This is a genomic window from Curtobacterium sp. 320 (assembly GCF_031455235.1).
Lineage (GTDB): Bacteria > Actinomycetota > Actinomycetes > Actinomycetales > Microbacteriaceae > Curtobacterium.
Genome location: NZ_JAVDSI010000006.1, coordinates 36908 through 56899, shown reverse-complemented (window position 1 = coordinate 56899; position 19992 = coordinate 36908). Strand labels below are relative to the sequence as shown.

Annotated in this window: 23 protein-coding genes; 11 read left to right on the top strand and 12 right to left on the bottom strand. The window is 72.2% G+C overall.

Annotated elements, in window-relative coordinates; genetic code table 11:
- Nucleotides 1-9 precede the first annotated feature (9 nt).
- Nucleotides 10-1335 (bottom strand): MFS transporter, encoded by a 1326-nt coding sequence (locus J2X60_RS09735; RefSeq protein ID WP_309887242.1) that lies wholly within the window; start codon nt 1333-1335, stop codon nt 10-12.
- 94 nt (nt 1336-1429) lie between these two features.
- On the opposite strand from J2X60_RS09735, the gene J2X60_RS09730 reads away from it, so the two are divergent.
- Complete coding sequence (locus J2X60_RS09730) at nt 1430-2605, top strand: LacI family DNA-binding transcriptional regulator (protein ID WP_309887241.1); 1176 nt, start codon at nt 1430-1432, stop codon at nt 2603-2605.
- A 46-nt stretch (nt 2606-2651) separates the two neighbouring features.
- Here J2X60_RS09730 and J2X60_RS09725 read toward each other — a convergent pair whose 3' ends face one another.
- Nucleotides 2652-3371 (bottom strand): WYL domain-containing protein, encoded by a 720-nt coding sequence (locus tag J2X60_RS09725; protein ID WP_309887240.1) that lies wholly within the window; start codon nt 3369-3371, stop codon nt 2652-2654.
- A gap of 38 nt (nt 3372-3409) precedes the next feature.
- Nucleotides 3410-3802 (bottom strand): nuclear transport factor 2 family protein, encoded by a 393-nt coding sequence (locus J2X60_RS09720; RefSeq protein ID WP_309777784.1) that lies wholly within the window; start codon nt 3800-3802, stop codon nt 3410-3412.
- Between the two features lie 109 nt (nt 3803-3911).
- On the opposite strand from J2X60_RS09720, the gene J2X60_RS09715 reads away from it, so the two are divergent.
- Nucleotides 3912-4079 (top strand): hypothetical protein, encoded by a 168-nt coding sequence (locus J2X60_RS09715; RefSeq protein ID WP_309887239.1) that lies wholly within the window; start codon nt 3912-3914, stop codon nt 4077-4079.
- A 16-nt stretch (nt 4080-4095) separates the two neighbouring features.
- Entirely contained in the window at nt 4096-4299 is a 204-nt protein-coding gene (locus tag J2X60_RS09710) for a hypothetical protein (protein WP_309777786.1), read from the top strand.
- Nucleotides 4300-4308: 9 nt separating this feature from the next.
- Here the strand turns inward: J2X60_RS09710 and J2X60_RS09705 are convergent, their stop codons facing one another.
- The gene (locus J2X60_RS09705; RefSeq protein WP_309887238.1) at nt 4309-5046 is read right to left on the bottom strand and encodes an SDR family oxidoreductase; all 738 of its coding nucleotides are present in this window, start codon (nt 5044-5046) and stop codon (nt 4309-4311) included.
- A gap of 63 nt (nt 5047-5109) precedes the next feature.
- On the opposite strand from J2X60_RS09705, the gene J2X60_RS09700 reads away from it, so the two are divergent.
- Both J2X60_RS09700 and J2X60_RS09695 read left to right on the top strand, forming a co-directional pair.
- Nucleotides 5110-5676, top strand: coding sequence for a TetR/AcrR family transcriptional regulator (locus J2X60_RS09700; protein ID WP_070417376.1), 567 nt, complete (start codon nt 5110-5112; stop codon nt 5674-5676).
- Nucleotides 5677-5708: 32 nt separating this feature from the next.
- Entirely contained in the window at nt 5709-7181 is a 1473-nt protein-coding gene (locus J2X60_RS09695) for a family 20 glycosylhydrolase (RefSeq protein WP_309887237.1), read from the top strand.
- Between the two features lie 69 nt (nt 7182-7250).
- Here the strand turns inward: J2X60_RS09695 and J2X60_RS09690 are convergent, their stop codons facing one another.
- A complete protein-coding gene (locus tag J2X60_RS09690; protein ID WP_309887236.1) occupies nt 7251-8246 on the bottom strand; it encodes an AraC family transcriptional regulator in 996 nt (331 codons plus the stop codon).
- Nucleotides 8247-8720: 474 nt separating this feature from the next.
- Here J2X60_RS09690 and J2X60_RS09685 point away from each other — a divergent pair, with 474 nt between their 5' ends.
- Both J2X60_RS09685 and J2X60_RS09680 read left to right on the top strand, forming a co-directional pair.
- Nucleotides 8721-9278, top strand: a complete 558-nt coding sequence (locus tag J2X60_RS09685) for a hypothetical protein (protein ID WP_309887235.1) — start codon at nt 8721-8723, stop codon at nt 9276-9278.
- Nucleotides 9279-9376: 98 nt separating this feature from the next.
- The gene (locus tag J2X60_RS09680) at nt 9377-9979 is read left to right on the top strand and encodes a GNAT family protein (RefSeq protein ID WP_309887234.1); all 603 of its coding nucleotides are present in this window, start codon (nt 9377-9379) and stop codon (nt 9977-9979) included.
- A gap of 7 nt (nt 9980-9986) precedes the next feature.
- Here J2X60_RS09680 and J2X60_RS09675 read toward each other — a convergent pair whose 3' ends face one another.
- From J2X60_RS09675 to J2X60_RS09660, 4 genes are all read right to left on the bottom strand, one after another.
- Complete coding sequence (locus tag J2X60_RS09675; RefSeq protein WP_309887233.1) at nt 9987-10628, bottom strand: GNAT family N-acetyltransferase; 642 nt, start codon at nt 10626-10628, stop codon at nt 9987-9989.
- Nucleotides 10549-11895: a hypothetical protein gene (locus J2X60_RS09670; protein WP_309887232.1), complete on the bottom strand. Its 1347-nt coding sequence runs from the start codon at nt 11893-11895 to the stop codon at nt 10549-10551. The genes J2X60_RS09675 and J2X60_RS09670 overlap by 80 nt, the downstream gene beginning before the upstream one ends.
- Nucleotides 11892-13202, bottom strand: coding sequence for an MATE family efflux transporter (locus J2X60_RS09665; RefSeq protein ID WP_309887231.1), 1311 nt, complete (start codon nt 13200-13202; stop codon nt 11892-11894). Before J2X60_RS09665 ends, J2X60_RS09670 begins: the two co-directional genes overlap by 4 nt.
- Nucleotides 13203-13346: 144 nt before the next feature.
- Complete coding sequence (locus tag J2X60_RS09660) at nt 13347-14684, bottom strand: solute carrier family 23 protein (protein ID WP_309887230.1); 1338 nt, start codon at nt 14682-14684, stop codon at nt 13347-13349.
- An 81-nt stretch (nt 14685-14765) separates the two neighbouring features.
- Between J2X60_RS09660 and J2X60_RS09655 the strand changes: the two genes are divergently transcribed.
- From J2X60_RS09655 to J2X60_RS09645, 3 genes are read left to right on the top strand one after another with little or no spacing between them, the layout of a single operon-like run.
- The gene (locus J2X60_RS09655; protein WP_309887229.1) at nt 14766-16730 is read left to right on the top strand and encodes a M13-type metalloendopeptidase; all 1965 of its coding nucleotides are present in this window, start codon (nt 14766-14768) and stop codon (nt 16728-16730) included.
- A complete protein-coding gene (locus tag J2X60_RS09650; RefSeq protein ID WP_071294319.1) occupies nt 16730-17686 on the top strand; it encodes a serine hydrolase in 957 nt (318 codons plus the stop codon). The genes J2X60_RS09655 and J2X60_RS09650 overlap by 1 nt, the downstream gene beginning before the upstream one ends.
- Nucleotides 17687-17702: 16 nt before the next feature.
- Nucleotides 17703-18047 (top strand): YciI family protein, encoded by a 345-nt coding sequence (locus J2X60_RS09645; RefSeq protein WP_261645798.1) that lies wholly within the window; start codon nt 17703-17705, stop codon nt 18045-18047.
- A 10-nt stretch (nt 18048-18057) separates the two neighbouring features.
- On the opposite strand, the gene J2X60_RS09640 is transcribed toward J2X60_RS09645, so the two are convergent.
- Both J2X60_RS09640 and J2X60_RS09635 read right to left on the bottom strand, forming a co-directional pair.
- Nucleotides 18058-18474, bottom strand: a complete 417-nt coding sequence (locus tag J2X60_RS09640) for a GNAT family N-acetyltransferase (protein WP_309887228.1) — start codon at nt 18472-18474, stop codon at nt 18058-18060.
- 19 nt (nt 18475-18493) lie between these two features.
- Entirely contained in the window at nt 18494-19189 is a 696-nt protein-coding gene (locus J2X60_RS09635; RefSeq protein WP_309887227.1) for a DUF4232 domain-containing protein, read from the bottom strand.
- A gap of 103 nt (nt 19190-19292) precedes the next feature.
- Here J2X60_RS09635 and J2X60_RS09630 point away from each other — a divergent pair, with 103 nt between their 5' ends.
- Nucleotides 19293-19568: a hypothetical protein gene (locus tag J2X60_RS09630; RefSeq protein ID WP_071294322.1), complete on the top strand. Its 276-nt coding sequence runs from the start codon at nt 19293-19295 to the stop codon at nt 19566-19568.
- Between the two features lies 1 nt (nt 19569).
- Here J2X60_RS09630 and J2X60_RS09625 read toward each other — a convergent pair whose 3' ends face one another.
- Nucleotides 19570-19974 carry an NUDIX domain-containing protein gene (locus J2X60_RS09625; protein ID WP_309887341.1) on the bottom strand — a complete coding sequence of 135 codons (405 nt, stop codon included), beginning with the start codon at nt 19972-19974 and terminating at the stop codon, nt 19570-19572.
- Nucleotides 19975-19992 lie beyond the last annotated feature (18 nt).

Here is a 19992-nt window from a genome sequence, read left to right as displayed (position 1 = left end):
CCGGAGAGCCTAACCGGCGTCGCGACCGCCCGTGGTGCTGTCGGCGCTCGTCGCCGCGTCGGCGCGCTGGGCCTGGAGGCGCGGCTCGCCCCCGCCGTCCACGTCGCCGCCCCGCCGGGTCGGCCGGGCGGCGGCGCCGCGCTCACGGGCAGCGCCCGACGCGAGTCCCGCCGCGATGATGAACAGGAAGACCACGAGGAGCGCACCGAGCAGCCCCACCTGCTCGCCGAGGAACCCGATGAGCGGCGGTCCCGCGAGGAACGCCACGTACCCGATCGTCGCCACGGCGCTGACCCGGGCGGCGGCGGTCCGGGGGTCGTCGGCCGCGGCGGACATGCCCATCGGGAAGCCGAGGCTCGCCCCGAGACCCCAGAGCACGACCCCGACGATCGCGAGCGGCACGTCCTGGATGAAGATGAGCATGCCGAGGCCGACGACCGCCACGGCGGCGCTGATGCGGAGGATCGGCACGCGCCCGAACCGGTCGATGAGCGGACTGCCGGCCACCCGGCCGACGGTCATGGCGGCGAGGAACACCGTGAGGACGGCGGCGCCCGCGGCGTTGTCGAGGCCGTGCCCGTCGATCATGGCCAGTGGCAGCCAGTCGTTCGCCGAACCCTCGGCCAGGGCCATGCCGAGCACGATCACGCCGATGAGCAGGGTCGACGGTTGGGCCCAGACCTGCCAGCGGCTGACCGGCGTCGGCACCGGGCTGGTGTCGGTGGCGACGTGCTCCTCGAAGCGGTGCTCGTCCTGGAAGCGCGTGACCGCGACGAGCATCGCGGCACTCGTCACGACGACGAGGACGATGAAGTGCCACGCGACCGGGACCTCGAGCGCCTCGGCGAGGGCTCCGAGGCCGGCACCGGCGAGCGTGCCGAGGCTGAACGCGGCGTGGAACAGCGGCATGATCGTGCGGCCGCCGGCCTTCTCCGCCGCGGCGCCGGACACGTTCATCGACACGTCGCACAGGCCGTTGCCGAACCCGAACGCGATGAGCGCGATCCAGATGGCGGCGAAGCCCCACCCGAGGCTCACCGCCAGCCCGGCGAAGACCATCCCGAGGGCCAGGCACGCTGCGGCCACCTGGACGCCCCGGCGAGCCCCGAGCTTCGCGACGATGTGCCCGGCGAAGGTCAGGCCGCCGATCGAGCCGACCGCCATGCCGAGCACGAGCAGGCCCATCTCGAAGGTGCTCGCTCCGAGGGAGTCGCGGACGCTCGGGATCCGACCGAGCCAGGTCGCGATGTCGAGGCCGGACAGGGTGAACACGACGAACACCGCGGTGATCCAGGCCCGTGTCGAGGGTGTGGTGCGGGCGGACGTCGTCGTCATGGCTGGTCCCATCGTGCTTCGCTGCTGTGCTGCCGTGCGTGTCGCGGCTCGGTCGAATCGATTCGACCGCTGTTTCCGGCTACGCTAACGGGCGATGGACGAACCGGCAACAGGACCCGGCGCGTCGCGGACGGAGCACCACCGCGAGGACGCCGCCGATGCCCCGCGCGCCGGTGCGGTCCCGGCCGGGCCCGTCCCGGTCCGCCCCCGACGTCCGACCCTCACCGCGGTGGCCCGCGCTGCCGGGGTCGCGCCCTCGACGGCCTCGCTCGCGTTCAGCGGCAGCGGCCCGGTCTCCGAGGACGCCAAGGCCCGTGTGCTGGCCGCCGCCGCCGAGCTCGGCTACGGCGGGCCCGATCCGCGTGCCCGTTCGCTGCGCCGCGGTCGCTCCGGCGTCATCGGCGTCGTCATGGACGAACGGCTGAGCGATGCCTTCCGCGACCCGGTGAACGTCCTGACGCTCGACGGCATCGCCGAGGTGGCCGGTGCCGCCGGTGCCTCGCTGCTGCTCGTCCGCAGCCCCCTCGACGACGAACAGGGTGCCGTCCCCCTCGTCGACGCCCCCATGGACGCCGTCGTCCTCGTCGGGTGCAACGTGCGGATCGATCCCGCGGTCGCCGTGCTCCGGCGCCGGCAGATCCCCGTCGTCGCGATCGAGGCGGACGACATCGAGGGTGCGGTTCCGATCCAGCTCGACAACCGCGAGGCCTCCCGCCGCGCGGCAGCATTCCTGCGCGACCTCGGGCACGAGGCGGTCACCATCGTGTCGCTGCCGCTCGACGGTGCGCGCCGCCGCGGGCCGATCGACGCCGAGCGCGAGGCCGCCGGTATCGCCTTCACGTCCCTCGAACGCCTGCGCGGGGTCCGTGGGGTCTACCCCGACTCGGTCGCGATCGAGGCTGCCGGCAGCTCGGTCGAGGAAGGCCGGATCGCCGGCACCGCGCTCTTCGCGGTCGACGGACCCCGGCCGACCGCGGTCATCGCGCAGAGCGACGTCCTCGCCGTCGGGGTGATCTCGGCCGCCCTCGACGCCGGACTCCGTGTGCCCGAGGACGTCAGCGTCGTCGGGTTCGACGGCATCACCGTGGACGACAGCCTGTTCCACCGCACGCGCATCCGGCAGCTGACCACGCTCGTGCAGCCGTTCGTGCAGAAGGGGCAGGCGGCGGCCCGTGCTGCCCTGGCGATGCTCGAAGGGGCTGAGCCCCAGCCGGCGGCGTTCCGATCGGAGCTCCGCATCGGTGACACGACGGGGCCGCCGCAGGCGTAGGTGCCCGGCGGCCGGCGTCGGGTCGGTGCACCCGCACGGGCCGGCGTCACCCGAGCCGTCGGGTGGGCCAGCGGGCGAGGTCGTCCTCCCAGACGGACGGGTCGCGGGGCGGAGCCACCTCGTCGAGGATCTCGAGCTCGGTGATCCGTTCGATGCGGAAGCCGCGGACCGCATCGCGGAGCCGACACCACCCCGCCAGCAGCCACGAGTCGCCGGCTCGGAGCAGGCCCATCGTCTCGACCTCCCGCACGGTGCTGGTGGCCCGGTCCGGCTGGCCGTCGGCGTCCTCGCCGGGGTACCGGAGCCGCACGACGCGGCGGGCCGCGATGGCGTCCGACAGCATCCCGAGCGGGACGGGCTCCGTGTCCGACGGCGCGACGGCGTCGATCACGCGGATCATGCCGAGCGTCTCGAGCACCGGCGCGCGGTGCTCGTCGAGCATGACCGCGTGGATCTTCGCCGACGCGCGGAGCGCCGCCGCCTGGTACGGCGACGACTCCAGCAGGCCGAGCCCGGCCAGCACGGCGAGGGACTCGGCCGCGGTGAGGTTGAGCGGCGGGAGCGAGTACTCGCGCAGGATCGAGTACCCGCCCGCGGCACCGTGGTCCGCGTAGAGCGGCACCCCGGCGGCCTGGAGCGCGGCCACGTCGCGCTCGATCGTCCGTGGCGACACCTCGAAGTGGGCGGCGAGCCGAGCGGCGGACCACGGCCGTCGCACCCCGCGGAGCAGGTCGACGAGAGCGTAGTGCCGCTCGGCTCGCTTCATGGTCCGATCCTCACAGATGCCGGTGTCGACCGGGCGGCTCAGCTCCGCATGCTCCGCTGGCCACCCGCCGACCAGACCCGCCGTACGCGTCCCGCGTCGTCGAAGTCGAAGACGTCGACGCCGCCCACGTGGACGTCGCCGGCCTCCATGTCCCAGATCAGCCGCCCGTGGTCGCCGTCGAGTGCGTCACCGATGCTGGTGAAGACCGCGTCGGGGTGCTGCCCGCGCCACCAGTCGAGGTACTCGGCGAAGTCGTCGGCGCTCCGGATGTCGTCGGCCGGGGTGGATCCGTCGGGCTCGGTCACGGCGAACCGGATGCGGAAGTCGTCCGCGCAGAGCTGTCGGGCGAGTTCCCCGTCGGAGTTCCACATCACCAGCCACTGGTCGAGGGCGGTGCGGGCCTGGACGTCGTGCGTGTCGTTGTCGGTCATGTACCCACCCTCGGACGGCTGCGCGACAACGGTGTGTCGGTGTTCCCGGCCGGACTACGCTCCTGTCGAGGGGTTCGACCACGGGCCTCGTGATCGATGGGGGCGCTGCGTGTTCTTGACCTTCCTGGTCCCGGTCGTGCTCGTGCTGGTCGTCGTGATGATCGTGCTCGCAGCGCGGGGATCGATGCAGAAGAGCCCGCTCCAGGAGCAACAGGACGCCGAGGCGCGAGCCCGTCGCGCTGCCAAGCGTGCAGCTCGTGAAGCCGACCGTGACTGACGGCCGGAGACTCGTGATGACTGGGGTCATCGTCCTCGGGATCGGCTTCGTCGCGACGGCCGCCGGGTCGGTCTGGGTGATCCTCAGTCCGATCGGCGGGGGCGTGAACTTCGGTGCCGCGGCGGTGTACCTCGGAGGGATGCTGTGCGGCGTCGTGGGCCTCGTCCTGGGCATCGCCGGACTGTCCGCCCTCCGGCGGGCACGTGGTCGGAGCCGCTGAGGGGACGCGTCAGTCCTGCGCCGTCGGTCGGACGACGACCTCGCCGACGTCCACCCCGGCCGGCTGCGCGATCGCGTACGCCACCGCGACCGCGACGGCGTCGGCGGGCATCGCGATCGCGTCACGACGAGCCTCGAGCGCCGCGCGCTGCTCGGGGTCGTCGGTCTTGGTGACCCCCTCGGTCGCGGTGAACCCCGGCGAGACGACGGTCACGCGCAGCCCCGGACCTGCCTCCTGCCGCAGTGCCTCGCTGAGCACCCGCACCGCCGTCTTCGTCGCCGCGTAGACCCCCTGTGCGGGGACGATGCGGTGCGCCGAGGTCGACGCCGTGTGCACGAAGTGCCCCGACTCCTGCTCGCGGAACACCGGGAGGGCCGCAGCGATCCCGTTGAGCACGCCGACCAGGTTCACGTCGACCATCTGCTGCCAGCCGTCGACGTCGAGGGCGTCGAACGGCGAGACGGCCATGCTGCCAGCGTTCTGGTGCAGCACGTCGAGGCGACCGAAGTGCGACCGCGCCGACGCGACCAACGCGTGCAGCGCCTCCCGGCTGCGCACGTCGGTCTCGACCGCGATCGCTTCGCCACCCGCGCCCGTGATCTGCGCGACGACGGACGTCAGCCGCTCCGCGCGACGCGCGGCCAGGACGACCTTCGCGCCGCGCGCCGCGAGGTGCAGCGCCGTCGCCTCGCCGATCCCGCTCGACGCGCCCGTGATCACGACGACCTTCCCTGCGATGCCGTCCATGTGCATGCCTCCTGTAGTCTGAAACGGACACCCGTCCGATTCATCGAGGAGGCTAGCGGACACATGTCCGTTTCGCAATCGCCCCGTCGCGCCGACGCCGAGCGCAACCGCGCTCGCCTCGTCGACGTTGCGCGCGACGCGCTGCGCTCCGACGCCGCCACGACGATGCAGTCGCTGGCCAGACTCGCGGGGGTCGGCCAGGGGACGCTCTACCGGCACTTCCCCACCCGGGAGGCGCTGCTCGCCGAGGTCTACCGCGCCGACTTCCTGGGACTGGTCGCCTCGGCGCGGGAGCTGGCCGCCCGACCGTCGCAGGACGGCGCGCTCCGCTCGTGGCTCGACGAGCTCGCCGCCTTCGGGTACCAGAAGCACGCATTGGCGGACGTGCTCGACGCGGCGACCCGGCAGCAGCTGCACGACGAGCAGTACGACGAGATCAGCAGTGCGATCGGGGCGCTGCTGCAGGCCGGCGCTCGGGACGGGGTACTCCGACCCGACGTCGAGCCGGCGGACCTCCTGGCGCTCGTCGCGTTCCTCTGGCGGCTCGGGGCGTCGGCCGCGGATCGGGTGCCGCACCTGCTCGACCTGGTCGTCGACGGGCTGCGTCCCACCGGATCCGGTGGACGGTGACGCGCAGGATGCGCGACCGCGGATCCCGGCCCGTGGCGCGGAACCTCGTCGTCGGTCTGGCAGTCGCGATCTGCGCGGCAGTCCTGATCGGCGATGCGCTCGGCGGATCGGCTGTGCCTGCCGTACCCGATGCACCCGCAGCCCGGGCGGCCGTCACGTCCGGAGCTCCCCGGCTGGTGGTCACCAAGGTCACCGCGAGCAGCACCACCACGTCGACACGCACCACGGTGCGCACGACGCTGACGGTCGAGAACACCTCGGTGGCGCGCAAGCCGGCAGCCGACGCGTGGCTCTCGCTGACGGCCGGGAGCAAGCGGTACACGCTCGGACACGTCTCGGTGCAGTCACTCGCTGCCGGTGCGAGCGCGACGATCCACGCGACGCACACCGCGCCTCCTCGTGCGCCGGCCGGGAGGTACGTGGTCCTCGCGTGCACGGGAGCGTTCTCCCTGTCGAAGTGCGGCACCTCGGCCACGACCGTCACCACCGCCCGCGCGACCCGAGCTCGTCCCGACACCGGCGTGATGCTCGACGTCGCTCGCGCCTACTACCCGGTGGCGTTGATCAAGCGGTACATCGCGCTCCTCGCGGATCACGGTGGTCGCTTCCTGCACCTCCACCTCACCGACGACCAGAACGTCGGCATCGAGAGCGAGGTCCTCGGCCAGACCCTCGCGAACGCCGATCTCCGGGACGGCGTCTACACGAGTCGGATCACCGGTCGGCCGTTCCTCAGCGCGGCACAAGCGCGAGAGATCTCCCGGTACGCCGCGCAGCGAGGCATCGCGATCGTTCCCGAGATCGACACCCCCGGTCACATGGCTGCGGCGTTCGCTCTCCTCGAGGCCGGACACGGCAAGAAGTGGGTGGACCAGATCCGTTCGGGCGAGAGCGAACTCGACACATCGGCGCCCGGCAGCTCCGCGCTGGCCGCACGACTCCTGCAGGAGGTCACGCGGACCTTCCCGTCGAGCCGCACCGTCCACATCGGCGGCGACGAGTGGGGCGACGACGTCACCGCCGACGAACGCGTCCGATGGTTGAACACGATGGCGGCGGCCGTCGGCAACCGTGCGGTGTGGGCGTGGAACGACGGGATCGATCGGGCTGCGATCGGGCGACTGGATCCGCGTATCCACGTCACCTACTGGAGCTTCGACGGCGACACCGAGGACGCGACGGAACGCCGCGAGCGCCGCGAGCGACGGGCGGGTGCGAACGACCTGTACGCGGCCGGTATCGACCTGCTGAACTACGACTCGTACTACCTGTACGAGGTGCCGAGGGACCTCGATCCGGCCGACAGTGAGTACACCGTCGCCGATCTCCGCGAGCACTGGTCGCTCCGGGCCTGGGACGGGAACTCGGGCGCACGTCTGGCGGGTCCGATGTCGGGGGCGGCCGTCGCGATCTGGGGCGAGGACCTCGGAGCGCCACCGTCCGAGGCGCTCCTGCGCTGGAGCGCCCCACACGTGCTCGCGATGATCGAGACCGCCGGCTCGTAGGCCGGTTGCAGGTCGGAGCGCGGGCACGTGCTCGCGCCCGGACATCGAGCTGCCGGCCGGCACCGTGACTCAGCGTCGCTGCGTGCGCCGCAGCGTCTCCGACGGCAACTCGCCGAACCGCTGGGCGTACGCCGCAGCGAACCGGCTGACGTGGAGGAACCCCCAGCGAGCCGCGACCTCGCTCACGGAGACGCGCTGGGGTCCGACGGCGAGGAGGTCTTCGCGTGCCCGTTCCAGCCGGAGGCGCCGGAGGTAGGCCGTCGGCGTGGTGTCCAGCGCTCGGCGGAAGCCCTCCTGGAGGCTCCGGACGCTCGTGAACACGGCGGACGCCAGGTCGGCCACCGTCCACGGCCGCGCAGGGTCGTCGCGGAGCAGCTCGACGGCTCGCGACACGGATCGCGAACCGGCTCCGCCTCGCGGCGAGTCGAGCGCTGCCGAGTGGTTGTGCGGCTGTCCGAGCAGCAGGCTGTGGAGGAACACCTGCTCGAGGCTGCGGACCGCGAGCGGATGCGTGAGCGGACCTCGCGCTTGCCGTGATCCCTCGTCCACGAGTCGGAGTGCCTGCGACACGGCTCGACCGCCCGTGGTCTCGAGGTCGAAGGCAGCGTCGAACTCGACGGGTTCGGACACCGGCGCGTCCAGCAACAGCTCGAGCTCGGTCTGCAGGTCGCGGCGGGGGATCATGACCGAGACCTGCGCGAACCAGTCGCCGCAGTCGAGATCGACCGGTCGGCCGGGCATGAACACCCCGGCGGTCTGTGCGGTGCCGCGCACCGGTGCGCTCCCGGCTGCGCGCGCGGTCATCCGCGAACGCACCGGGATGTCGAGGTGGTAGTCGACCGGCTCCGTCGTGCGGATCTGGACGGCCTCGCGGAAGTGCATGTACCCGAACGTGATCCGTCCGAGCGTGAGCGCGTTGAGGTGCATGCGGACGTCGGGAGATCCGTCCGCGGGGGCGATGTCCATCGGGAGGAAGACCTCGCTGAGCACCGCTGCGGCCTCGTCCGCGGTCGTGCTGGCTGCGACCGGGTGCGATGCGAACATCTCCGCTGGCGCCCCGGTCATGGCGCGACTCTACCGGGCAGGATCCGGTCGCTCGTGCGCGGTTCCGCGTTCATCGACGGTGACACCGCGTCCGGTGGATGGCGTCGGCTGACCGGGCTGCCTACCGTCGATCCCGCCGGTGCAGTGCGCCGGTGCGGGAGCGGTGGCCTTTCCCTTCGGGTGGGGAAGGCCACCGTGACGCCGGTTCGAGGGCAGGAGCGTGGCGCATGGATCGACGTGGAGAGGACGTGGTCGAGCACGTGGAGGTGTTCGTCCTGACCCGGACCGCCGAGCGGATGTTCGTACGGTGCGACTGCTCGGTGGGTGCCGACCATCCCTTCGAGCGACCATTGGGAGTCCGACCGGATGACGACCGCCTCGGTGGAGGTCTCCCTGGTCGAGCGGAATCGCCGTCGCCTCGATGAGGTCATGGTCGTCGCTCCGGGGCTCGCACTGATCCGGCCGGTGCTGCCGACAAGCCGGTTGGATGGGGCCATGCTCGAAGTCAGGACGCGCGCCGCACGCTCCACAGCTCGGTGGACAGCCCCAGCACCCGTCGACGCGGTGCGTGCGCGGTTGCTCGAGGAGATCGCGCAGTCGTCCCGGGCCCGCTTGACGTCGGCTCCTGGCGACACGATTGAGGCGTCGGTGCAGGGCAACGCGTTCTCGTGGGGCGAGCGGATCTCGATCGTCCTGACACCGACCGGTGGTGGGACGGACGTGGTCGTGCAGACGCGCCCCGTGATGCCGTTGACGCTCTTCAACTGGGGCGAGGGGGAACGGGACATCCGTCTCCTGCACGACGCCGTACCGGGCAACGGTCGGGATCCGGACCGGCAGACGGCCACCGACGTCCCACCCGTTCGCCTCGGGAGGACCTCGAGGCTCTCCGCGCCCTTCGGGTGGTCCCTCGTGGTCGTGGCCGGCCTCATGATCGCGCTCGCGCTCGTCAACCTCGTGGTGAACACCGAGCGGGTGGGGTCGTGGCTCCCGCTCCTCGTCGTGATGTCACTCGCCCTGGTCGTCGTCCTGCGGGACCTCCGGCGGCGCTGAGCCCGACGTCTCGGTCCTGCCGCCACACCCGCGCCCGTCGAGAGCGACACATCCTGAGCCCGGACACCGCCACGCGGTGCTCGTGAGAGAGTCGCTGCATGACGTGGACCGGGGCCGCCGACGCACAACGCTACGGACAGACGCTGCTCGAAGGGGAACGGGTCCGGTTCCGCGCGCTCGACGACGCAGATCTCCCCGACTTGGTCCGCTGGTGGCGTGAGCCGGAGTGGGCCGTGTTGCAGCAGCTCATCGTTCGCCCGAGACCGGAAGAGACGGTCGTCGACGTGTTCCGGGGCTGGAGCAGGAGCGAAGGCAGCGGAGAGGTGGGGTTCAGCGTCGTCGACCGCACCTCGGGCGAGCTCGTCGGGCACGTGACGCTCTTCGGCGCGACGCTCCCGGTCCGAGCTGCGACGTTGGCCGTCATGATCGGCAGTGAGCACGTCGGACGCGGGTACGGGACCGACGCGGTCCGTCTCCTGACGGCGTACGGGTTCCGCGAGATGGGGTTGAACCGCATCGAGATCCGGGTCCACACGTTCAACGACCGGGCGCGAGCGGTGTACGGCAAGCTCGGCTACCAAGAGGAGGGAGTGCGCCGCGACGCCACCTTCCACGACGGCCGTTTCCACGACGAGGTGATCATGTCGGCACTCGCCCGCGAGTGGACCTCCGGTTCGGCGGCCGTACCTCCGTCGTCCTAACGGAAGGCTACCGCAGCAGTTCGATCGCGGCTGAAGTCCCCGCAGTCCGCAGCGTCCAGTGCGGGCGGACGAATTCGTCCCGGTTCAGCCGGACCCGGACCTCGTCCACGACTTCGTCGTCGCGCGTCTGCGCACGAGTCACACCGTTCGTCAGGTAGCCGAGCTTCTCCGAGACCTGCAGCGACGGGTGGTTCCACGCCGCCGCGCTCGATTCCGCCCATTCGGCACCGAGATGGTCGAACGCGAACAGCAGGAGCGCAGCCCGCATCTCCGTGCCGAATCCGAGGCCCTGATGAGGCCGCGCGAGCCAAGAACCGCTCTCGACGGTCTTCCGCGCCGCGAAGCGACGGCCGTGGAGCTCTTGCACGCCGATGGGTGTGCCGTGGTGGAGCACCGTGAAGCTCACGCCCCACGCGGTGCTGGTCACCCCCGACCGGAGCTTCCAGTGGTACTGCGCGAGTGAACGAGCCAGGGCGTCCGGTTCGGCGTCCGTCCACGGGACACCGAACGGCATGCGAGCGGGATCGTGCACGCCGGACAGGGCTGCGTCGACGAGGCCCGGGAGGTCGTCATCGCGCAGCGGCCGGAGCTCCAGCCGCGGAGTGGTGAGCCGAAATCCGAACAGCGGCCAGATTCGCTCGAGGTCCATCGGCCCACGGTACGAGTCGCCGACGGCAGGTTACGGACTCCCTCGACGCATCCCGAGCCCCACCACCGCCACGAGGTTCACCGCACTCCCCACGAGGAACCCCGTCGTCCCCCCGGCCCCCCCCCGCGACCGGCCCGAGCACCGCCATGAGCACCGCCCCGACGACGAACCCGGCCACCGACGCCAGCGCCACCTGCCGCGACCGCCCCGCCGCCAGCAACAGCGCCGCCGGCACGAGCCCGACGGTGAACACCCACACTCCGACCATCAGGTACCGCAGGTCCGCCACGGCCGCAGCGCCCTCGGCCGGGTAGACGATCGGCAGGAACCACCCGGCGAGCAGCGCCACGAGGCCGAACACCACGGCGGTGCCGGCAGCGAAGCCGACCACCAACAGGACGGCCCCGCGGGACCGGAGCGACCCGCCGTCCGTCCGGTGGGCGAACGCCGGCACGAGCACCTGCCCCAGCGCCTGCCCGAGCATCGACGCGGGGGTCGCCAGGGTGAACGCGGCCGCGTAGACGCCGGCGTCGTGGGCGGAGACGGTGACCTGCGCAGAGATCATCGTCAGCTGGAGCAACCCGTTCGATGTCACCACCGCGAGCACGTTCCACCCCGCGAACCCGAGCACCCCGCCGACGGGTTCGCGAGCAGCAGGCCCGAACCCGTTCCCCCGCGGCCAGCAGGCGACGGCGAAGACGGTGTACCCGATCGCGAGCGGCAGCAGCACGAACGGCTCGAGCCGGGCGACGCAGGCGAGCACGAGCAGCCCGAGCGCGAGCACGCTCGTCACGCCGTCCCACAGCGCGACCTTCGGAGCACGGCCGTACCCGAGCTGCGCTCCGCGGGCGTAGCAGTACAGCCCGTAGCCGACGACGACCGCGACCCCGCCGAGCACCGTGCCCGGGCCGTTGCCCCATGCGAGGGCGACCGGCACGGTGACGGCGGCGAGCACCAGGGTCGAGACGAGCATCGACAACCCGAGCAGCCGGTTGACCGCGGCGTCGGAGTGCCGTCCGCGCAGCGCGATCGCCAGGTACCGCGAGGCTGTGTTGCCGGCGGCGTTCGGCCAGAGCAGGGCGACGAAGACGGAGAGCGACAGGAGCGCGGTGGTCTGCCCGAGGGTCTCGGTGCCGAACACCCGGCCGACGACGACGGTCACGAGCAGCTTCGCGACGCCCTGCACCCCGATGCCGACGGTGGCGAGCAGGGCCGACGACGCGACGGACGAGGCCGCGGCCGGAGCGGCAGCAGGACGCACGTTCACCGCGCCAACGCCTGTTCGACCCATCCACGCCGGTGCGCCCGCATCCCGAGCGTCACCGCCCGCACCCCGATGTACCCGAGCGCGAACGCGGCCCACAGCCCCGCGAGGGTCCCACCCGCCCACCAGAGCAGGGGCAGGTACACCACGAGGTTCACCCCACCCGCGATCGCCAGGTACCGCGCGTCCCCGGCGCCGATCAGCACCCCGTCGAGCACGAACACGTAGCCCGCGACCGGCATCCCCACGGCGATGAGCACGAGGACGACGGGCAGCGCGCCACGCACGGCGGACGAGTCGGAGAACACCGGCCCCAGCGCCCCGCTCACGGCGAGGGTCAGCACCCCGAGCAGCACACCGCCGGCGATCCCGAGCAGGACGAGCCGCCGCGTCACCAGCCGCACCCGCGCCGGTTCCCGTGCCCCGAGCCCGTGTCCGACGAGTGCCTGCCCGGCGATCGCCAGGGCGTCGAGCGCGAACGCCAGGGTGGAGAACACGGTCAACCCGACCTGGGTGGTCGCGAGCCCGGTCGTCCCGAGCCCCGCGGCGGCGCCGACCGTCGCGAGCATCGCCACACGCAGCGAGGCCGTCCGCAGGAACAGCCAGGCACCGGACCGGAGCGCCCGCGCGACACCCGAGGCGCCCGGCCGCAGCGGTGCCCCCGAGGCCCGCGCCGCGCGGACCGCGATCCGGACGTAGACGATCGCCATCGCCCACTGCACGATGACGGTGCCGGCGGCCGACCCCTCGACACCCCAGCCGGCGCCGTAGATGAGGACGGCGTTGAGCAGCCCGTTCGCGACGAACCCGACGGTGGCGACGACGAGCGGCGTCCTCGTGTCCTGCAGTCCGCGGAGCAACCCGGTCGAGGCGGTGACGACCAGGATCCCGGGCAGCCCGATGAGCGACACCGTCAGGTAGGCGGTCGCCGCCGCCGACACGTCGGCCGACGCGCCGAACAGGTCGACCAGCGGTCCGGCGAGCGGCCAGCCCACGAGCGCGAGGACCACGCCCAGCACGAGCGCGAGCCACATCCCGTCGATGCCGGCGTGCACGGCCCCGCGTCGGTCGCCTCCGCCGAGCGCGCGGGCCACGGCCGGGGTCGTCGAGTACGCGAGGAAGACGAGCAGCCCCGTGACGGTCTGCAGGACGGCGCCGGCGAGGCCGACGGCAGCGAGGGACGTCGCACCGAGGTGCCCGACGAGCGCGGTGTCGGTCAGCAGGAACAGCGGTTCGACGACGAGCGCACCGAGCGCCGGCACCGCGAGGCGGACGATGTCGCGGTCGACCGCGCGCCGCTCGGTGGTCACTGCGGGTCGCGTCGGTCCGGGCACCGACCCATTCTGGCGGCGAAGCGGACCACGCGTGGTGCGCGCACGCCCGGACCGGTGACGGGTCGGACGGGAGGCGCGGGTCGGCGCCGACCCGCGCCTCCCGTCCGGCGGGTACCCGCGTCAGTCAGCGCGCGGTTCGGCGGGGACCCCGCCGGTGGCGGCGTGGGCCGCGTCCGGAACCTCGGGCGTCGCCTCGTCGGTCCCGCGGGCACGGCCCACGAGGTCCATCACGTGGTAGACCACGATCGCCGCGACCGTGCCGAGGATGATCCCGCCGAAGCTCGCCTGACCGAACGAGAACGTGAAGTCGGCGATGCCGATGATGAGCGCGATGCCCGCGGTCAGCTGGTTCTTCGGCTTCGCGAAGTCGACGCGGTTCTCGACCCAGATCCGGATGCCGATGACGCCGATGAGCCCGTAGAGCGCGGTGGTCGCTCCGCCGAGGACCCCCGGCGGGACGGACGAGATGACGGCGCCCACCTTGGGGGAGAGGCCGAGCAGGACGGCCACGATCGCGGCCACCCAGTACGCCGCGGTCGAGAAGACCCGGGTGGCGGCCATCACGCCGATGTTCTCGCCGTAGGTGGTCGTCGCCGAGCCACCGCCGACGCCCGCGAGGACGGTGGAGATGCCGTCGGCGAAGAGTGCTCGCCCGGTGAGCGGGGTGAGGTCACGACCGGTGAGCTGTCCGACGCCCTTCACGTGGCCGACGTTCTCGGCGATGAGCGCGAGGACGACCGGCACGAACGCCAGGTAGATCGCGAGCTGCGACGGGTCGAACGCCGGCGCGGTGAACTCGGGCAGACCGATCCAGGCGGCCTTGCCGACGGCGTCGAACGAGACCTCGCCGGCGATCAGTGCCGCCAGGTACCCGACGACCACGCCGATGACGATCGACAGGCGCCCGATGAGCCCCTTGAAGAGCACGGTCACGAGGATGATCGCGGCGAGGGTGATCACCGCGACGACCGGGGCCTTCGTGAAGTTGTCGCGGGCGGCCGGAGCGAGGTTGAAGCCGATGAGGGCCACGATCGCGCCGGAGACCACGGGCGGCATGAGGCGGTCGATCCACCCGGCGCCAGCCAGGTGCACCACGGCGCCGACGGCCGCGAGGAGTACCCCGACGACGATGATCCCGGACAGCGCCAGCGGGATGCCGCCGATCTTCGTCGCGGCTGCGATCGGGGCGATGAAGGCGAAGGACGACCCGAGGTAGCTCGGCAGCCGGTTGCCGGTGATGAGCAGGAACAGGATCGTGCCGATGCCGCTGAAGAGCAGCGTCGTCGCCGGCGGGAAGCCGGTGAGCAGCGGCACGAGGAAGGTCGCGCCGAACATCGCCACGGCGTGCTGCACGCCGAGGCCGATCGTCCGGCCCCAGGTGAGGCGCTCGTCCGGCGCGACGATCGTCGTCGCGGAGACGGTCGCGCCGTCCCCGTGCAGCTTCCACGGAAGTCCCATGCGACGACCGTACCGGCAGCCGTCCACAGGTGACGGCACCCGTCCTGCTCGATCAGGGCGACGGTGGCTATCGTTGACCGCATGACCGACGTCGCAAGCACCTCCGGGATCCACACCGACGAGCTGGACGCCGCGGTCCGCCCGCAGGACGACCTGTACCGCCACGTGAACGGCTCGTGGATCGCATCGACGCCGATCCCCGACGACAAGGCGCGGTACGGCTCGTTCACGGTGCTGGCCGAGGCCGCCGAGATCGCCGTGCGGGACATCATCGAGCGCTCCCAGCAGGCCGCGCCCGGCACCGAGGACCGCAAGGTCGGCGACCTCTTCACCTCCTTCACCGACGAGGGCCGGCTCGAGGCCCTGGGCACCGCGCCGATCGAGCCCCTGCTCGCCGAGATCGCCGCCGTCGACTCGGTCGACGACGTCATCCGCATGGTCGGACGCTTCGAGCGCCTCGGCCTGCCGAGCTTCCTGCAGCTCTTCGTCGACAACGACCCGGGCGACCCGGAGTCCTACGTGGTCTTCCTCGAACAGTCCGGCCTCGGGCTGCCCGACGAGTCGTACTACCGCGAGGACCGCTTCGCCGACATCCGCACGAAGTACCGCGAGTTCGTCGCCGCGATGTTCCCGCTCGCCGGGTTCGAGGACGGCGGCGACCGCACCGAGCACGTCATCGCCCTCGAGACCGCACTGGCGTCGAAGCACTGGGACAACGTCACCACCCGCGACAGCCAGAAGACCTACAACAAGCTGCCGTGGGCCGAGGTCGCGGCGCTCGCCGACGGCATCGACCTCCGCCTCTGGTGGGAAGCGATCGACGCGCCGGCCGGCGCCTTCGAGACCGTCGTCGTCCGCGAACCGTCGTTCGTGACCGGTCTGGCGGAGCTGCTCCGCGACCAGCCGTTGGACGTCTGGAAGGACTGGCTGCGCTGGCAGGTGATCCGCGCCTCCGCGGCCTACCTGACGAGTGCCTTCTCGGCGACGAACTTCTCGTTCTACGGCACCGCGCTCACCGGTGCGCCCAAGCAGCGCGAGCGCTGGAAGCGCGGGGTCTCGCTGGTCGAGGGTGCCATGGGCGAGGCGGTCGGCCGCATCTACGTGCAGGAGCACTTCGACGAAACCTCGAAGGCGACGATGGACGACCTCGTCGCGAACCTGGTCGAGGCCTACCGGCAGAGCATCACCGCCCTCGACTGGATGACCGACGAGACGCGTGCGCGGGCCCTCGACAAGCTCGACAAGTTCACGCCGAAGATCGGGTACCCGGTCAAGTGGCGGGACTACTCCGCGCTGCCGGTGTCCGCCGACGACCTCATCGGCAACGTCCGTGCCGTCGCGAGCTTCCAGGTCGACCGCGAGCTCGGCAAGATCGGCAAGCCGATCGACCGCGACGAGTGGTTCATGACCCCGCAGACGATCAACGCGTACTACAACCCCGGGTTCAACGAGATCGTGTTCCCGGCGGCGATCCTGCAGTTCCCGTTCTTCGAGGCCGAGCGTGACGCCGCCGCGAACTACGGCGCGATCGGTGCCGTCATCGGGCACGAGATCGGGCACGGCTTCGACGACCAGGGCTCCCAGTACGACGGCGACGGCCGACTCGAGAACTGGTGGACCGAGGCGGACCGCACCGCGTTCGAGGAGCGCACGAAGGCCCTCATCGCGCAGTACGACGCGCTCGTCCCGACCGAGGTCCCGGACGGCCACGTCAACGGTGCCCTGACGATCGGCGAGAACATCGGCGACCTCGGCGGGCTCTCGATCGCGTGGAAGGCGTACCTGCTGTCCCTCGACGGGCAGGAGCCGCCGGTGGTCGACGGCCTCACCGGTGCCGAGCGCTTCTTCCTCAGCTGGGCGCAGGCCTGGCGGATGGCGATCCGTCCGGAGGAAGCCGCCCGTCTCCTGAGCATCGACCCGCACTCGCCGACCGAGTTCCGCTGCAACCAGGTGGTCCGCAACATCGACGTCTACTACGACACCTTCGGCGTGACCGAGCGGGACGCGATGTACCTCGACCCGGCCGAGCGCGTCTCGATCTGGTGATGGCCGAGCCGGACGCGGCTCCGTCGTCGGAGCCGGGAGCGGCTCGCCGGTCGCGGCGACGGCAGCATGCCGGCGGGGCTGACGGGCGTGCTCGCGGGCGGCACCGCGGTGGTGCCGACGACCGGTTCGCCGCGACGCTGCAGGCGCTCGGCGCCATCGCCCGGGACGGCGCCTCCGTCAGCGCCTCGGTGATCGACACCTCGACGGGCAAGGCCCTGCTGGCCGTGGACGACACACTCGTCCAACCGGTGGCGAGCCTCGGCCGCGTGCTGCTCCTCGTCGAGGTCGCGGCGCGGCTCGAGGACGGCGGGCTGCACGGCGACCGGCTCCAGCGCATGGCGCGCGACACCGCGACCGGTGCCGGGCTCTGGCAGTTCCTGCAGGAGCCGACCATGCAGGTGTCCGACCTGGCGACCCTCGTCGGTGCCGGTGCGGACGCCTGGGCGATGAACGCGCTGCTCTCGACCGTCGGGATCGACGCCGTCCGCGAGCGCGCCGAGTCGCTCGGGATCGAACGGACTGCCCTCATCGACCGGGTGCGGGACCGTCGCGGGCCGGACGACGCTCCGGACGCCTCGGTCGCGCCGACGGGCGAGCTCGCCTGGCTCATGCGGGGCCTGGCACTCGGCGAGGTCGTCGACGAGGCCGTGTCGAACCGGGTGCTCGGATGGCTGTCCCTCGCGTCCGACCTCAGCCTCGTCGCGGGGTCGTTCGGGCTGGACCCGCTCGCGCACCGGGCACTGGACCACGGGTTGCAGGTCGTCTCGGCGACCGGGTCGAGCACGGGCGTGCGGGCCGAGGCCGGCATCCTGCGCGGGCCCGGGTCGTCGGTGAGCTACGCCGTCACGGTGACGTTCGACGACGACTCGCTGCAGCGGCGGCTGGCGGTCATCGACGCCCTGCGGACGATGGGCACCGAGGTGCTCGAGACGGTGCACGAGCCCGCGGCCCGCTGAGCGTACCCTCACGCTCGTGACCGAGTACCTGATCTCCTTCGACGAGGGCACGATGGTGTTCCCCGTGGCCGATCTCCAGGCCGTCTCCGACGCGACGCACGCGGTGCTGCGCGACGCGAAGGCCGCCGGCGTGTGGGTGTTCGGCGGGGGACTCCTCCCACCCGACACCGGCGCCCTGGTCGACACCGACGGCACCGTGCACGACCCGGCCGTCCGCCCCGGCAAGGACACCTTCATCGGGGGTTTCTGCATCCTCGACGTCCCGACGCGCGACGACGCCCTGGTGTGGGCTGCCCGGTTCGCAGCGGCCTGCCGGTGCGCGCAGGAGGTCCGCGCGTTCATGGACGACCCCGAGTCCTGAGCGACTCCGGTCAGCGGAGCAGGACGAACGAGCGGAGCGCTGCCGACGCGACGTCGTGCACCTCGACGAAGCCCCGCGACTCGTAGAACGCCCGCTGCCCCGGTTCGGCATCGGTCGTCAGCACGGTCTGGCGCACGTGTGCGTACCGCTCGAGGAGGCCGTCGAGCAGGGCCCCGCCGATGCCTGCCCGGTGGTGCTCGGGTGCGACGAGGACGTCCTGCACGTACACGATCGTCACGCCGTCGGACACGGTCCGGACCAGCCCGACGAGCGAGCCCGTCGCGTCCCGGGCGGTCAGCACGAGGTGCGACCCGAGGACCGCGGCGACGAGGGTCTCCGGGTCCCGCGTGTACGCCGTCCACCCGACGTCGCGGTACAGCGCCAGGAGTTCGTCCCCGCCCGGTCGTTCCTCCGCGATCACCACCACGGTCCCATCGTGGCAGACGTCAGTCGGCGGCCTGCCCCGCGGGGACGAATGCCTGCACGTCGAGCTCCGTCACGTCCTCCGACCGGCACGCGGCGAACGCGGTGTACGGGACGAACAGGGACTCCTTCGACCCGGGCGGGTACACCCGGAAGCCGTCGGGCGACGTGGGGTCGCACGTCGACTCCGGGTAGTTCTCCGAGTTCGTGACCTTGAGCGGCGCCACTGCCTCCTGCCCGGACGCCAGCGTGACGGTCGGGTGGGGTGCCGCCCGGTCGAGCGTCGCCGCGTTGCCGATCTGCGTGCCGTTCGTGTCGCCGACGAACGACACCCCCGGCCACCCCTGCAGCGTGCAGGTCGACGACCCGGTGTTCCGCAGGACGAGGTGGACGTACGTGCTCCCGGCAGCGCCACCGCTGCCGGCCTCGATGCTCCCGGCGAGCGAGGACGTCGCGCACGCCGAGGACCCAGCGCCCGAGGACCCTGCACCCGAGGAACCACCCGAGGAACCACCGGACGATCCGCCCGACGCGCTCGGCGACGACGCCGAGCCGGACGACGCGGACGACGGCGTCGGTGCCGACGTCGGTGTCGCCGTGACGGTCTCCGTCGTCGTGGCCGACGGGGTCGTGGCGCCGCCCGACGAGCAGCCGGCGAGCAGACCGACGGCGACGATGCCGACGGCGACGAGCAGTGGGGAACCAGCGCGACGTTGCATGAGCCAACGCAACCACCGCCCCGGGGTACACGACTCGGGTGGCGCCCAGCCGCCCCGAGGACACTCCAGGGCACGCGCCAGCGCACGAGCAACGGAGGTCGACATGGCAGGCAAGCACGAACAGGCACGCGGCGACGAGGGCAGGTCGGACGGCGTCGAGCCCCGTGCCGGCTCCTTCACGGACAGCGAGATCCCGGGCGAGCCCCCCGTGGCGTCGAACGAGCCCGCGGGCGAGTTCGTCTCGAGCGACATCCCCGGCGAGACCCGTCCCGAGGGCGGCGACGGCGAGGGCGAGTACGTCGAGTCGGACATCCCCGGCGAGGCCGAGCCCACCCCGGACGGCGAGGTCGGGCACTACACCGACCGCGACCAGGTCTGACCTAGTCGACCAGCTCCGCCGCCACGAGGCGGCGGAGCGTCTCGACGCCCGCCGGCGGGCACCGGTCCGCGTCCGCGGAGGTGACCCACTCGACCTCGTCCACCTCTGCCGAGGCGACCGGCGTGGCGGAGTCGAGCGCGCCTCCTGGGCGTGCCAGGAACAGCGCCATCGCGACCATCGTGCCCGGGGCCTGCCCGTGTGCCGGCTCGGTGACGGTGCCGAACGGCTCGACGTCGTCGGCGGTCAGCCGCAGGCCGGTCTCCTCGAAGGCTTCGCGGACGACGGCCTCGACGTCGCTCTCGTGCGGCTCCGCCTTGCCCCCGGGGAGGTAGAGAACGTCGCGCATCCGCGCGCGCACCATGAGCACGCGGCGGTCGCGCACCAGCAGCAGTGCACTGACACGCAGGGTCGCGGGGTGGCCCTG